At 68.5% G+C, this 14,599-nt stretch carries 11 protein-coding genes; 3 read left to right on the plus strand and 8 right to left on the minus strand.

Translation table 11 applies throughout. From position 1 onward, the window contains the following. Positions 1-13 precede the first annotated feature (13 nt). The 7 genes from AAFN86_RS22320 to AAFN86_RS22350 form a co-directional block, all read right to left on the minus strand. Complete coding sequence (locus AAFN86_RS22320; protein WP_347545769.1) at positions 14-973, minus strand: ABC transporter ATP-binding protein; 960 nt, start codon at positions 971-973, stop codon at positions 14-16. Further along, a complete protein-coding gene (locus AAFN86_RS22325; protein WP_347545770.1) occupies positions 970-1,956 on the minus strand; it encodes an ABC transporter ATP-binding protein in 987 nt (328 codons plus the stop codon). The genes AAFN86_RS22320 and AAFN86_RS22325 overlap by 4 nt, the downstream gene beginning before the upstream one ends. After that, positions 1,953-2,843 carry an ABC transporter permease gene (locus AAFN86_RS22330; protein WP_347545771.1) on the minus strand — a complete coding sequence of 297 codons (891 nt, stop codon included), beginning with the start codon at positions 2,841-2,843 and terminating at the stop codon, positions 1,953-1,955. The genes AAFN86_RS22325 and AAFN86_RS22330 overlap by 4 nt, the downstream gene beginning before the upstream one ends. Beyond that, the gene (locus AAFN86_RS22335) at positions 2,843-3,850 is read right to left on the minus strand and encodes an ABC transporter permease (RefSeq protein WP_347545772.1); all 1,008 of its coding nucleotides are present in this window, start codon (positions 3,848-3,850) and stop codon (positions 2,843-2,845) included. The genes AAFN86_RS22330 and AAFN86_RS22335 overlap by 1 nt, the downstream gene beginning before the upstream one ends. Then, on the minus strand, positions 3,847-5,439 hold the full coding sequence (locus AAFN86_RS22340; RefSeq protein WP_347545773.1) for an ABC transporter substrate-binding protein: 1,593 nt from the start codon (positions 5,437-5,439) through the stop codon (positions 3,847-3,849). The genes AAFN86_RS22335 and AAFN86_RS22340 overlap by 4 nt, the downstream gene beginning before the upstream one ends. Next, on the minus strand, positions 5,436-9,341 hold the full coding sequence (locus AAFN86_RS22345) for a hydantoinase B/oxoprolinase family protein (protein ID WP_347545774.1): 3,906 nt from the start codon (positions 9,339-9,341) through the stop codon (positions 5,436-5,438). The genes AAFN86_RS22340 and AAFN86_RS22345 overlap by 4 nt, the downstream gene beginning before the upstream one ends. A 228-nt stretch (positions 9,342-9,569) precedes the next feature. After that, entirely contained in the window at positions 9,570-10,160 is a 591-nt protein-coding gene (locus tag AAFN86_RS22350; RefSeq protein WP_347545775.1) for a glutathione S-transferase C-terminal domain-containing protein, read from the minus strand. A 94-nt stretch (positions 10,161-10,254) separates the two neighbouring features. Between AAFN86_RS22350 and AAFN86_RS22355 the strand changes: the two genes are divergently transcribed. The 3 genes from AAFN86_RS22355 (at position 10,255) to AAFN86_RS22365 (ending at position 13,191) form a co-directional block, all read left to right on the plus strand. Continuing rightward, positions 10,255-11,001, plus strand: a complete 747-nt coding sequence (locus AAFN86_RS22355) for a dienelactone hydrolase family protein (protein ID WP_347545776.1) — start codon at positions 10,255-10,257, stop codon at positions 10,999-11,001. Between the two features lie 18 nt (positions 11,002-11,019). Further along, positions 11,020-12,177, plus strand: coding sequence for an MFS transporter (locus tag AAFN86_RS22360; RefSeq protein ID WP_347545868.1), 1,158 nt, complete (start codon positions 11,020-11,022; stop codon positions 12,175-12,177). A 204-nt stretch (positions 12,178-12,381) separates the two neighbouring features. After that, positions 12,382-13,191, plus strand: coding sequence for a transglutaminase family protein (locus AAFN86_RS22365; RefSeq protein ID WP_347545777.1), 810 nt, complete (start codon positions 12,382-12,384; stop codon positions 13,189-13,191). A 365-nt stretch (positions 13,192-13,556) separates the two neighbouring features. On the opposite strand, the gene AAFN86_RS22370 is transcribed toward AAFN86_RS22365, so the two are convergent. Next, positions 13,557-14,594: an alpha/beta fold hydrolase gene (locus AAFN86_RS22370; RefSeq protein ID WP_347545778.1), complete on the minus strand. Its 1,038-nt coding sequence runs from the start codon at positions 14,592-14,594 to the stop codon at positions 13,557-13,559. Between the last annotated feature and the right edge of the window lie 5 nt (positions 14,595-14,599).

Here is a 14,599-nt window from a genome sequence, read left to right on the forward strand (position 1 = left end):
GCCAGGCCACCGGTCACGCCGCGCGCGGGCAGCGCAGGCGGTGTCCATCGCCGCGCGTCGCCAGCGCCGGCATCGCGGCGCGACATTCGGGTGCCACGATGGGGCAGCGTGGGCTGAATGCGCAGCCGGGCGGCGGCGAGGCCGGGTTTGGCGGCTCGCCCGGTGCGGCCGGTGGCACGCCGCGCGCCTCCAGCCGGGGCACGGAAGCGAGCAGCGCGGTCGTGTAGGGATGGCGCGGTGCGCCGAGCACGTCGGTTGCGCTGCCTTCCTCGACAATGCGGCCGAGATACATCACCGCCACGCGCTCGCAGACCTGACGGACCACAGCGAGGTTGTGGCTGATGAACAGGTAGGCGAGGCCGCGGCGCGCCCGCAGCGTTTCCAGCACATCGAGGATCTGCGCCTGCACAGATACGTCGAGCGCGGAGGTCGGTTCGTCCAGCACCAGCAGGTCGGGTTCCAGCGCTAGAGCGCGCGCGATGCAGACGCGCTGTTTCTGCCCGCCGGACAGTTCATGCGGGAAACGATGCAGGAAGGCGGAAGGCAGGCCCACCTCGGCGAGCAGCGCGGCGACGCGGTCGCGCAGCACCTGGCCGGTGGCAACGCCATGGATGCGCAGCGGCTCGGCGACGGCGTCCTCGGCGGACAGGCGCGGGTCTAGCGCCGCGGACGGATTCTGATGGATCAGCTGCATGCGCCGGCGCAATGGACGCATCCGCGATTCGTCGAGGCTGGTGATATCCTGACCATCGAACGTGATGCGACCCGCAGAGAGCGGAATCAGCCGCAGCAAAAGGCGCGCCAGGGTGGATTTTCCGCAGCCGCTTTCCCCCACGATGCCGAGTGCGGCGCCACGGTCGAGGGTGAGATCAAGTTCGGCCACCGCACGCACCTGCGGCGTCTGGCGGAACATCCGGCGACGGCCCTCGAAGCTGCGGGAGAGGCCCTCGGCGCGAAGCAGCGGTTCCGTCATGGCGTGGCGTTGTGGCAGGCGACGCTGCGGCCCAGCAGGATGTCTCGCCTCAATGGCTTCTCCTGGCGGCAGCGATCGGTGGCGGCGGGACAGCGTGGATGGAACCGGCAGCCCGATGGCGGCGTGATCAGCCCGGGGATGCTGCCGGCGATGCCCTGCGGGCGATGCTCCGGCCGGTCGAGATCCGGCACCGCCGCGATCAGCCCGCGCGCGTAGGGATGCAGCGGACGGTCGAGCAGCTCGGCGGTCGGCGCTTCCTCGACCACCGTGCCGGCATACATCACCGCGACGCGCGCGCAGGATGCCGCGACGACGCCGAGGTCGTGGCTGATCAGCATTAGCGCCAAGCCGCGTTCGGCCACCAGCCTCGCGATCAGCGCCAGCACCTGCGCCTGCACCGTGACGTCCAGCGCCGTGGTCGGTTCATCCGCCACCAGCAGCGCCGGATCGCCGGCCAGCGCCATGGCGATCAGCACACGCTGGCGCATCCCGCCCGAGAGCATATGCGGATGGCTGTCGAGCAGCCGCGCGGGTTCCGGCAGCCCCACCGCGGCCAGCAGTTCTGCCGCCCGTTTGCGCGCGGCGGATCGCGGTCGCTTCGAAGCCCCCGCGGCCGCGTCCTGGCCGCGGATCGCATCTTCCATCTGCGTGCCGATGGCGAGCAATGGGTTCAGATACGACGCGGGGTCCTGGAAGATCATCGCGATGGCACGCCCGCGCAGCCGGCGCATGCCGCGTTCGGGCAGGCGCAGGATGTCGTCCTCACGAAAGCGGATCGCACCGCTGACCACGCGCGCGGGCGGCGAGGGATTGAGGCCAAGCAGGCTGCGCGCCAGCACCGACTTGCCGCAGCCCGTCTCCCCCACGATGCCGAGCGTCGCACCCGCTTCCAGCGTCAGGTCGATGCCGTCCAGCACCTGCGCCGTGCCGTCGAAGGTGTCGAAGGCAAGCCGGTAGTCCTGGATTTCCAGCAGCGCGCTCACCCGCGGTTGCTCCGCGGGTCGAGGATGTCGCGCAGCCCGTCCCCCAGCAGGTTGAAGCCGAGCACGGCGAGGTAGATGAACACCCCCGGCGCCATTGCGTACCACCACCAATCCGGCAGGTAGCCGCGCGCGATGGAGATCATCGCCCCCCATTCCGGCGTCGGTGGCTTGGCCCCCAGCCCGATGAAGCCGAGCGAGGCGACGGCGAGGATCGCCTGGCCGATATCCATCGACATCTTCACGATCAGCGGGGAGATGCTGTTGGGCAGCACATGCCGGCGCAGGATGCGCGCGCGCGATGCGCCGGCGACGCGCGCGGCCTCGATGAAGGGTTCCTCGCGGATTGACAGCGCCTTGGATTCCGCAAGGCGCACATAGCCCGGCCACCAGACCAGGATCAGCGCGATCATCGCGTTGCCGATGCCGGGGCCAAGGGCCGCCACCAGCGCGATCGCCAGCACCAGGCCGGGGACGGACAGGAACAGGTCGGTGAAGCGCATGATCACTTCGCGCAGTCGCCCACCCGCGAGGCCCGCCAGGATGCCGAGTGGCACGCCGATCACCGCCGCCGCGACAGTGATACCGATGCCGACCAGCAGCGAGATTCGCGCACCGATGATCACGCGGGTGAGGATGTCGTTGCCGACCTCATCCGTGCCGAGCCAATGCGCCGCCGAAGGCGGCTGCAGCTTGTTCGCGAGATTGATCGCGCCCTGCACATGCTCCGGATAGGGCACGATCCACGGCCCGGCCAGCGCGAGGGCCACGATCACAACGACCAGGAACAGGCCGAGCATGGAGGAGAAGGACCGCGTCAGCAGCCACAGCGCAAGACGCAGGCGGCGGCGGGGCGGGGCGGCGACGGTTTGTTCGGCGGCGGCGGACATCACGCCCTCCGCAGGCGCGGATCGAGCACGCCATAGAGGAGATCGACGATCAGGTTCGCCACCATGAAGTTCAGCCCGACGATCAGGGTGACGCCCATCACCGGCTTGAAATCTCCCGCGATGGCGGATGAAACGGCATAGAGCCCGATGCCCGGCCAGTCGAAGACGGTTTCCACCAGCACGGTGCTGGACATCATCCAGCCCCAGCGCAGGCCGATGATGGCGAGCGTCGGCAGCATTGCGTTCTTCAGCGCATGCACCATGACGATGCGCCAGGGTGTGACGCCATGCGCGCGGGCGGCGACGACGTAGTCCATCCGCAGCGCTTCGACCATCTCGCTGCGGTTCACGCGCAGGATGGAGGCCAAGCAGGGCAGAGACAGCACGATCGCCGGCAGGATGACGTGGGACAGCGCCTCGGTGAACAGCGCTGTGTTGCCGCGCAGCAGGCTGTCCACCAGAAGCAGGCCGGTAATCGGGTCAGGTGGCTCGGTGAAGACCGACAGGCGGCCGCTGGTCGGCAGCAGGCCCATCCAGGTGGCAAAGGCCAGTTGCAGCAGCAGGCCGAACCAGAAAGGCGGCAACGCGATGCCCGAGACGGCGAAGATGCGCGTCACGTGATCCGCCGGCCCATCTTTGCGCAAAGCGGACAACACGCCGAGCGGCACGCCGACCAGCACGCCCATCAGCATCGCCAGGATTACCAGTTCCAGCGTTGCCGGAAAGTATCGCGCGAGATCGGTGCCCACCGACCGACCCGTGGCGATCGATCGTCCGAAATTCCCCTGCGCCAGGTCGGTGACATAGCGCAGGAACTGCTCGGGCAGCGACTTGTCGAGGCCATAGTCGCGTCGCGCCTGTTCGATCTGCGACCGCCCCGCATCCGGCCCGGCTGCAAGCGCGGCCGGGTCCGAGGGCGCCACATTGGCGATGACGAAGGTCAGGCAGACCAGCCCGAACAGCATCAGCCCCGCAAGGGCGATGCGGCGAAGGACGTAGCCGATCAACCGACGGCCCAGAGCGGGTAGAGGTCGATCTCCCCGGTGAATCGCACGGGGCTGAAGGCAAAGCCGCGCACATAGTCGCGCCGTGCCCAGTGCCGGTTCGCCACCATGCCGAAGATCTCCGGCTGGTCGGCGACGATCTGCGTCTGGATGCGCGCATAGAGCGCCATGCGCTTGGCATTGTCCGTCTCGCCGCGCGCTTCGTCGATCCAGCGCGACACCTCGGCGTTCTCGTAATGCGCGGTGCCGTAGTACAGGCCCCAGGAGGCGCGGTGATACTGGTAGGCCACGGTATCCGGGTCGGTGCCGACCGGCGTGACGTAGATCGACATCATGTTCGGCGCCGTCTCAGGCTTCGATCCGCGGCTCGTCATGGTGGGCCAGGGCTGGCCGACGATGTTCACGCGGATGTCCAGCGCGCGCAGGCTGTCGAGCAGCGCGAGGCCGATGCGCCGGGCCTCTTCAAGCCCCTGGACGTGGACGTATTCGAGTTCGATCCCGCCATTCGGCGTGCCGGACCGCTTGAGGAAGTCGCGCGCCTTGTCGAGGTCCTTCCGCGGGATCCCCGGCACGTCGATATGCCCGGCCATCGACGCCGGGAAGGGGCTCGTCATCAGCACCGCCGCGCCGTTGCTGACGGCCAGCAGACTGTCGTAGTCGAAGGCATAGGCGATCGCCTTCCGCAGGTTGATGTCGGCGGTCGGTCCCTGCTGGCAGTTGAACTTGATGCCGAAGGTGGTCGATCCCTTGTGGTTCTCGATCACCACGCCCGGCACGCGGGCGAGCTGCTCGGCATCGTCGGGCGTGATATTGGTGATGATGTCCACCTCGCGCCGCTGCAGCGCGGCCTTGCGCGGTGCCGCCTCGCGGATGATGCGGTAGATGATGCCCGAGACGCGTTCCCCATCCGCCATCGGCCAGCCCTTCCAGTAGTCGGGCACGGCATCGAGGTGGATCAGCGCATTGCCATCGAAGCGGCGCAGCTTGAAGGGGCCGGAACCGGCGCCGTTCTCGGTCAGCCATTTGCGGCCGAGATCGTTGCCGTCCTGGTTCGCCATCACCTGCTTCGGATTCACGATGTACCACCAGGGCACATAGGAAATGAACGGCGCGAAGGGCCGGTCGAGCGTGAAGCGCACGGTGCGCGCATCGACCGCCAAGATGTTCTCGGGCTTCAGGAAGTCCTTGAGCATCCATGCGATGCCGGCATTCAGGCGCAGGCCGCGCTCGAAGGAGAAGCGCACCGCCTCGGCATCCACCGGATCGCCGTTATGGAACTTCGCATTGCCGACCAGGTGGAAGGTGTAGGTCAGCCCGTCACCCGAAACCTCATGCCGTTCCGCCAGCCAGGGCACGATGCGCGGCGGATCGCCTTCGTACTTCAGCAGCGCGTCATAGACGCCCTGCTGGATCATGCGCGTGGACCAGTCGTAGCGCACATGCGGGTCGAGCACCGGGACCTGTTGGTTGCCCGAGAAGACCAGCACCTTGCGGCTGCCGTCGCGTTCGAACGCCCAGGAGACTCCCGGCGCCGCCAGGCCAAGCGCCGCGGCGCCCGCCAGCAGCCCGCGTCGAGAAGGATGATCGTTCATGCTGAACCCTCGGTCGTTGCCGCCATGTCCCTGTCTGCACTCGCCATCTTCGCCCGTCGCCGGGCGGTGGCGACGGGATCTATCCGCCCGTCGGCGCCGAGCACGACACCATAGTCCTGCATCGCGCCTTCAGGGGTGATGTAATCATCGTCGAGATCGGCCTGCACGGCCTCGATCGCGCGGTCGCGCGGATCACCGAAGCCGGAGCCGCCGGCGATCCGCCCCTCGATCTCGGTGGCAGGGTCGAACAGCGCGACCATCTCGCCATTGCCGACATCGCGGAAGGTGATGTCATCCGGCCCCTTCACGCTGCCGCGCCCGGGGGCGCCGGGGCGGCCGCCGAACAGGCCCTCCGGCTTCAACCCGACGCCTTCGGGATACAGCCCGACCATGATCGGGTCCGCGGCACCTTCCAGCCGCCGCGCGCGCATCCGCTGGCCAAGGCCGCCACGTTGCCGGCCCGCGCCGCCGGTATCGGCGACCAGGCCCTTTTCCATCACCAGCACCGGCATGCGGGATTCCAGCAATTCGACCGGCGTATTCGCCGCGCTGGTCGGGAACAGCAATCCGGATTTGCCATCGGCCTTCGAGGACGCGCCCTGCCCGCCGCCCATGAAGAAATGGTCCGAGGCGACGCGTCCCTGCCTGTTGCGCCCATAGAAGGCGTAGGATTTCGGCAGGCCGGTGAAGGCCTGCACCTTGTCGGGGATGGCCGGGGCAAGCGCGCGGTACAGGTTCGGCCCGATGAACCACGACAGCCGCGTGCGATAGGCGACGGCCGCCGGCGGCTTGCAGTTCAGCGCCGAGCCCTCCGGCGCCGTTACCGTGATCGGCGCGTAGCAGCCGGCATTGCCGCGCACGCCCGGCGTCAGCATGCATTTCAGCGGATAGGATGAATGCGCCGCCGTGACGTTCATCGTGCAATTGAGCCCGCCGCGCGGCAATGTTGGCGGGGCCTCGACATGCTCGACGTAGATGTCCTCGCCCTTCTTGTGGACACGCACGCGATAGCGCAACGTTTCGCCGAGCGGGCGGTTCTCGATCTCGCTTTCATAGACACCGTCGGGCACGGCGCGGATCGCGGCGCGCGTCGCGGCCTCGCTGCGGCCCTGCACCACGGCGGCCAGGGCCGCGAGGTCCTGCAGGCCGTATTCCTCCATGAACGCCACCAGCCGCTGCGCGCCGAGCGCATTGGCCGTCACCATCGATTCGACGTCGCCCAGCACCTGGTCGCTGTTGCGGATGTTCTGTGCCATCAGGCGGAACAGCGACCGGTCCGGCACGCCGGCCTCGTACAGTTTCATCGGCGGGATCTGGAATCCCTCGTCATAGATCTCGCGCGCCGCCAGCGGGTCCTTCACCCCACCGATGTCGCTGACATGACCGACCGTGCCCATCAGTGCGACCACGCGGCCTTCGTGGAACACCGGCGTGACGAGCGCGATGTCGAACAGATGCCCCGCGCACAGCCAAGGATCGTTCGTCACCAGCACGTCGCCCGGCCGCAGCGTGTCCGCTGGGAAATGCTCCAGCAGCGCCTTTACGCAGCGGGTCAGCGTCAGGTTGAACAGCGGCATCGCGCGCGGCGAATGCGCCAGCGGATTGCCCTGCGGATCGAGGATCTCATTTGCGAAATCCTGTGCCTCCGCAATGATCAGCGAATAGGCGGTGCGGCAGACCGTCTGCCACATCTCCTCCACCACCGAGATCAGCCGCGACCACATGATCTCGAGCCCGATCGGATCGGCTTCGATGCGCGCCATTGCCTGTTCGAGCGGCATGCCGGGTGTGACCAGCGCCTCGGCTTTGCCGGTTGCGGCGACGGCAATGCGCAGGTTCATCACGGCATCGACGGTCAGCGCATCGCCGGGGCCGATGATCGTGGTGGCCTCACGCTCCTCGATGATGGCCGGGCCGGCAATAACGTCGCCGGGCCTGAGGCGATAGCGGTCATGCATCGCCGCGTCGTGCCAGGCGCCGTCGAACCAGGCGCGGCGATGACCCTTCAGGGAGGCGCCTTCGCCGGCCGCGCCGCCCACCGCGCCGGTGACGCTGATCTCGGGCTCCGGTCCCAGCACGCGGACGCGCAGCGACAGCAACTCGATCTCGGCGCTCTCGACGACGCGGGTATAGAGCCGCTGGTAGGTCTCGACGAAGGCCGCGCGGATATCCGCCAGACGATCCGCCGTCAGCGCGCCGTCCGGCAGCGCCACCGTGATCTGATGCAATTGGCCGATCAGCCGCATCTCGGCGCTGCGTTCCACGCGCATCGCGGTGTCTGCCACCCCGGCGCTGCGCAGCCTGGCGCGGGCTTCGGATTCCAGCCCCGCCAGGCCGACATTGACCGCGCCCCAATCCGCCTGCGCGCCGAGCGGCGCGATCAGGCTGCGCGACTGCTCGAAGGCCAGCGGCGCGGCGAGGAACCCGAGTGCCGAGGCAACCCCCGAGGCCGGCGGCACCAGCACGTCCCTAATGCCCAGGATACGCGCGACGCGCGCCGCATGGCACGGCCCCGCACCGCCGAAGGCGACCATAGCATAGGCGCGCGGATCGCGGCCCTTCTCGACCAGATGCACCCGGGCCGCACCGGCCATCGCCTCGCACACCACCGCGTGTACGCCCCAGGCTGCTTCGATGGCCGACAGGCCCAGCGTGCCGCCCAGCCGCGTCAGCGCGGCTTCCGCTGCCGCGAGGTCGAGCGACATGGCACCGCCGAGGAAGAAGCTTGGGTCATAGTAGCCGAGCAACAGGTTCGCGTCCGTCACCGTCGCCGCCATGCCGCCACGGCCATAGCAGGCGGGACCCGGATCGGCGCCCGCCGAATGGGGGCCGACCTTGATCAGTCCGGTTTCGTCCACGCCTGCGATGGAACCGCCGCCGGCGCCGATCTCGATCATGTCCACGACCGGGGACCGGATCGGCAGGCCGGACCCGCGCTTGAAGCGATGCACGCGCGCCGCTTCCATCATCGGCGCCACCTCGGCGCGACCATGTTCGATCAGGCAGGCCTTCGCCGTCGTGCCGCCCATGTCGAAGGCGAGCGCGTCGGGTAGACCCGCCGCGCGGGCGAACAACACGGTCGCCAGCGCACCGCCGGCCGGGCCGGATTCGAGCAGACGGATCGGGAAGGCGCGCGCCACCTCGGGCGCGCAAAGCCCTCCATCGGATTGCATCAGCCGCAGCGTGCCGACGAAGCCGAGCGCGTCCAGTTCCTTCAGCAGCCGCCCCAGATAGCGGTCCATCAGCGGCTGCACGAAGGCATTGGCACACGTCGTCACGCTGCGTTCGTATTCGCGAATCTCGGGTGCGACCTCGCTCGACAGGCTGATCGACAGCGTGGGGAAGGCTGTGCGCAGGATGGCAGCGGCGGCCTTCTCATGCGCCGAATTCGCATAGGCATGCAGGAAGCAGATGGCGATGGCGGTGCAGCCCTCGGCAACCAGCTTCGCACCCGCCGCGCGCACCGCTTCGCTGTCCAGAGGCGTCACAACCGCGCCGTCGCTCGTCAGGCGCTCCGCGATCTCGATACGGTGGCGGCGCGGTACGATCGGGTCGGGAAATTTGAGGAACAGGTCATAGATGTCGTAGCGTTGCTCGATGCCCAGTTCGAGCACGTCGCGGAAGCCGCGGGTCGTCAGCAAGCCGGTGGCGGCGCCACGCCTTTCGATCAGCGCGTTCGTGACCAGGGTCGTGCCGTGCAGCACCTCCGACAAATCGGCCACCGCGATGCCGGCCTGTTCCGTGATGGCACGAATGCCGGTCAGCGCGCCTTCCGCGGGGTCGGTGGGCGTGGTCAGGCATTTGAACAGCCTGATACCGCCCGTCGCGGCATCGAGCAGCACGAAGTCCGTGAAGGTGCCGCCGATGTCGAAGCCGAGGCGGTAGCGGCCGGAAACAGACATCACGGAAACCTCGCAGCATCAGAAGGGCGCGAGGCTATGCGCGGTGCCACGATGCAGCAAGGCCAGGGCGGGCGCCTGCAAACAAGGCAGGTGATGCCCATGCCGCGTGCCGGTCAGGCTTGGCATGCGATCCCTGCCAATACGGCCATCCGGACACCGGTAACACTGGTGCCCGGATGCAGCAGCATGGCCTGGACACCCGCCCCAAGCGTGTGTCCAGGCGGACGATCAGGCCGGTGGCATGGTCTGCGCCATCGGCGGCAGCTTCACGACGCGTTCGTACCACGCAGTGAGCTTCGGATGCCCCGGGCGCCACGGTTCGTTCGGATAGCGGAAATCGAGATAGCCCAGCGCGCAGGCCACCGTGATGTCGCCGATCGTCTCGAGGTCGCCGAGCGTCTCCTTCTCCAGCGCGTCCAACGCGCGCGTCACCTTGGCCTGCTGGCCGGCGATGTATTCCTTGCGGCCGTCATCCTGCGGCAGCGCGATCTCGCGCCGGCGCGGCTGCGTCGCGTCCAGGATACCGTCGCCCAGCGCCGCCAGGGTCAGCGCGCGCCAGCGCGCCGGGCCGGAGGCCGGGATGCAGGGCGGCGCATCGCCCAGGCTGTCGATGTATTCGCAGACCACCGGGCTGTCATACAGGACCTGGCCGTCATCGGTGATGAAGGTCGGGATCTTCGACAGCGGGTTGAGCGCGGCGAGTTCCGGCGAGGAGGTGGCGATCGTCCACATCTCGATCCGATCCGCCACGCCGCGCTTGATGGCGAGCGCCCGGGCCTTGCGGACATAGGGGCTGGCGGGCGACATGGTGAGCTTCATGCGGCGTTTCCTCTGTTGCGGATGGCGAGACTGTCCCCCGCCCATCGCCATCCGTCCAGACGGGGGCTAGCCTGCCCAGAACGGAGGGTGCGGCATGATCGAGACCATCGAGGACGTCCCGACGCGCGACGGCGCGATGGAGACCTTCATCGTCCGCCCCGAGCGCGGCGGCCCGTATCCCGCCGTGCTGATGCTCATGGACGCGCCCGGCATCCGTGAGGAGCTTTTCGACATGGCCCGACGCCTCGCGACGTCGGGCTTCTGCGTGTTGCTGCCGAACCTGTATTACCGCGCCGGGCGCGACACGAAGTTCGGCCCCGGCGTGCTGGTGATGGGCGACCCGGAGCGCGATCGCATGCGCGCCATCCGCACGAAGATGACCATTCCGCCCGTGATGGATGATGTCGCGGACATGATCGCCCATCTCGATCGCACCGGCATCGCCGCGCCCGGCCCGATCGGCGTCCATGGCTACTGCATGAGCGGCCCCTTCGCGCTCGCCGCCGCCGCGCGGTACCCGGGGCGCATCGCCGCCGCCGCGTCCTTCTACGGCACCTGGCTTGTCAGCGATGCCGAGGAGAGCCCGCACCTGACACTCGGGAAGGGCCGCGCAGAGCTCTACATCTCCTGCGCCGAGCATGATGAGCTCGCGCCACTGCCGATGGTCGCGGAATTGCGCGTGCTGTTCGATGCTTCCGGCGCGGCGGGCGAGTTGGAGATCCATCCCGCCGTGCATCACGGCTTCGCCTTCCCGCAACGCCACTGCTACGACAAGCCGGCGGCGGAACGGCACTGGGAAAGACTGATTGCGCTGTATCGCCGGCGGCTGGGCGGGGGCTGAGGCCGCCTCGTGCCGGGCATGCCCTGGGCGCTGCTCGCGGCGGCCTGCCTTGGCATGTTCGCTGCCTCCTCCTCGGGCACCACGCGCGCACCGTTCCTGCTCGACATGGCGCGCGACCTGTCCACCAGCCTGACCATGGTGGCGAACCTGATGGCGGCGACCTCGATCGCCTGGGGCATCTCCTCGGTCTTCGCCGGGGCGGCGTCGGATCGCTGGGGGCGGCGCCCCTTCCTGGTCGGCGGGCCACTTGGCCTCGCCGCCGGGCTGGTCAGCCTGTCGCTGGCGGACACCTATCTTGGCGTAGCCCTTTCCGCGACCGCGGCCGGCGCCTGCGCGGGCGCCTTCACCGGCGTGATCATGACCGAGGCCTCTGCCCGCACGGTGGACCGCCAACGCGGGCGGGCACTGGGCTGGGTGATGTCGGGGCAGTCGCTCGCGTTGCTGGTGGGCGTGCCGCTGGCGGCCTGGATCGGATCGTCGATCGGATGGCGTGGGGTGAACCAGGCGGTGGCAGCGGTGGCGGTGCTCGCCGCCCTTGGGCTGTTCGTCACCACGATGCGCCCGACCGATGGGCCGGCATCGGCCACGCGGGCGAAGCAGGCGGGGATGCGCGGCGCGATGACGGGGCCGGTGCTGCGGCTGCTGTCGATGGGTGTGGCGGAACGCGTCTGCTATGGCCTGACAGTCGTGTATTTCGCCACCTTCCTGCAGACGACCTACGGGCTGACGCCGGCCGGCGTGGCGATCCCGCTGGGCATCATGGCGATCGGCAACATCCTCGGCACCATCCTGGGCGGCCAGGCGGCGGACCGGTTGCCGGATCGCTCGCGTACCTTTGCCGTCGCCATGGTCGCCTCGGGCGGCGCGGCGGTGGTGTTGTTCGGCTGGACGCCGAGCCTGGCCGGCACGGTGGCGCTCGGCTTCGTCTATGCGACCTGCAGTGCAATGTCGCGGCCCAGCCTGATGGCGTCCCTCGCCAATGTGCCGGAGGAGGTGCGCGGCACTGTTCTCGGGCTGAACGTGACGGCGGCGAGCCTCGGCTGGCTCGGCGCGGCGTCGCTCGGTGGCTGGCTCATGGCTGAGATCGGCTTCGCCGCCTTCGGCCCCTTCGCCCTGGCCGTGGCGCTGCTTGCGGCAGTGCTGGCACTGACGGGGCGCAACCTTCGCGGGGTTTGACGCGTCATACGGCAGCGGGACGGGCTGTTGCCTGCCGGAATGGCAGCTCCGGCCGACGATCCGCCGATACAGGGCAGGATCATCCGCGCCCATGGCATGCGCCGTGATACAGTGTCCCATCGCGCGCCAGGATGATGAAGGTCCGCGTCCCCGCCGCCGGCCGTTGGTTCCGCCATCGCCGATTCCACCCCGAAGGACTTTGCGATGCATATCAGCGCAGGCTGCCAGATCATCTACGACTGCCCGCAACCGACGCCGATGCTGCTGATGGTCAGTCCGCATCCGTCGCGCCTGCCGGACCTGATCGGCCCGCACCGCGTTGCCTTCGATCCGCCGCTGCCCTTCCTCGACTACACCGACGCCTTCGGCAATCGCTGCACCAGGATTGTCGCGCCGCAGGGTCGTACCACCATCTCGACACAGCTGCTGATCCAGGATTCGGGCATGCCGGACCGGCACGTGCCGGCGGCTTGGCAGCGGCCGGTCGAGCAATTGCCGGATGAGATCCTCGTCTACCTGCTCGGCAGCCGGTACTGCGATACCGACAAGCTGACGGAGGTCGCCTGGTCGCTATTCGGCCATGGCCCGACCGGCTGGGCGCGTGTGCAGGCGATCTGTGACTTCGTGCACAACCACATCGTCTTTGGGTACGAGCATGCCAGCTTCACACGCTCGGCCTCGGAAGCCTTCGCGGAGCGTCGGGGCGTGTGCCGCGACTATGCGCATCTGGCGATCGCGCTGTGTCGCTGCGTCAATATCCCGGCCCGCTACTGCACCGGATATCTCGGCGATATCGGCATGCCGCCACCCTATGGCGTGATGGATTTCGCCGCCTGGTTCGAGGTGTATCTCGACGATCGCTGGCACATCTTCGACGCGCGCAACAACGAGCCGCGCATCGGACGCATCCTGATGGCGCGGGGGCGCGACGCGACGGATGTGGCGATCGCGACAACCTTCGGGCCGTGCACGCTGGCAGGGTTCACGGTGTTCACGGATGAGGTGGTAGGCTGAGGTGGAAGAACCCGAGAGGGCCTTTTCCCCTTCGGACCGCTCCCAAAGGCCCGCTGGCCTCTAGTCGGGTGGCTTGGAGGAATGAAGCCCCATAAGCGCGCAGATTGGAGGGGCGCTGCCCCTCCAAACCACCCCGCCAGGAGCCAACGGGCTCCTGGACCGCGGGATTTTGACGCTTTGCATGGGGGACAGAGCGGGGCTGGAGGGGCGCGAAGGATGGCACCGCGGTGTTCAGCGCCAAAACCGAGGTTTCCAAAGGCCTTAAGCCTTTGGTGGGGAGAGGTTCGGAGAGGGGCAAAGCCCCTCTCCGAGGCGCCACGGCGCCCAAACTTTGCGCGAATGGGGCGAAACCCCTCCAGCCTTGATCATTCGTCGAGAAACGCCCGCACCGCCCGTTGCAGAAACCCTGCATCCTCCCGGTTCGCCACCGGATTACCCGCGCGATGCCCCCAGATCGATGGGATGGGCGCCAATGTCCCTTGCCTCAGATCCGGCAATTCGGCCGCGTTGTCAGCCACCCGGAAATACAGGTCGGTTTCGGACGGCATAAGCAGCACCCGTGCCGTGATGGCGCGCAGCGCGGCGGCCAGGTCACCGCCATCGGCGATGTCCCCCGCATCCCAGCAGCGCAGCTGCGCCAGCAGGTCGGCGGCGGCGCGCCGCGCGAAGCGTTCCTCCCAATCCGTGCGCAGGAAGGTGTCGAGGTCGGGCGCGCCCAGTGCCGACAGGTGCAGCCCGGCGCGATAGAAATCCTGGCTCAGCGCCCAGCCGGCATAGAGTCGGCCGAAGGCACGCAACGCCGCCGCCGGCTGGGCCGAGAACAGCGCCGTGCCGTCGTATTCCGGAGCTGCCTCCAGCACCGCCATCATGCCCTTAAGGAAGACGCGGTTGTGCACGCTGGTGCGTGCGCTGCCGCAATTCACCACGATGCGTTGCACGGCATCGGCGAAGGTCGCCGCCCAGTGATAGGCCTGCTGCGCACCCATCGACCAGCCATAGACGGCGTGGACGCGATCGACGCCGAACACTTCGGACAGCAGGCGGCGTTGCGCGGCGACGTTGTCCCAGGCGGTGACCAGCGCGGGCCAGGGCTTGGTATTGCTGGGTGACGACGAAAGCCCGCTGCCGAACATGTTCGGGATGACGATGAACCAGCGTGTCGGGTCGAGCACGCTGTCCGGCCCGATCAGCCATTCCAGGTCCGGATGCTGTGCCCCGTAGCTGGTCGGATAGACGATGACGTTGTCGCGCGTTGCGGACAGCGTGCCATGCGCGCGCCAGACAATCCGCGCACCCGGCAGCGTGCCGCCCTTGCGCAAGGCGATGTCGCCGAGCTCGAAAACGCCGTCCTGCACCGGCCAATCCATCGCGCGCCCCTGAAACTGCCGCGCGTAGCCTGCCATCGCGG

Source organism: Roseomonas sp. CAU 1739, assembly GCF_039839775.1.
Lineage (GTDB): Bacteria > Pseudomonadota > Alphaproteobacteria > Acetobacterales > Acetobacteraceae > Neoroseomonas.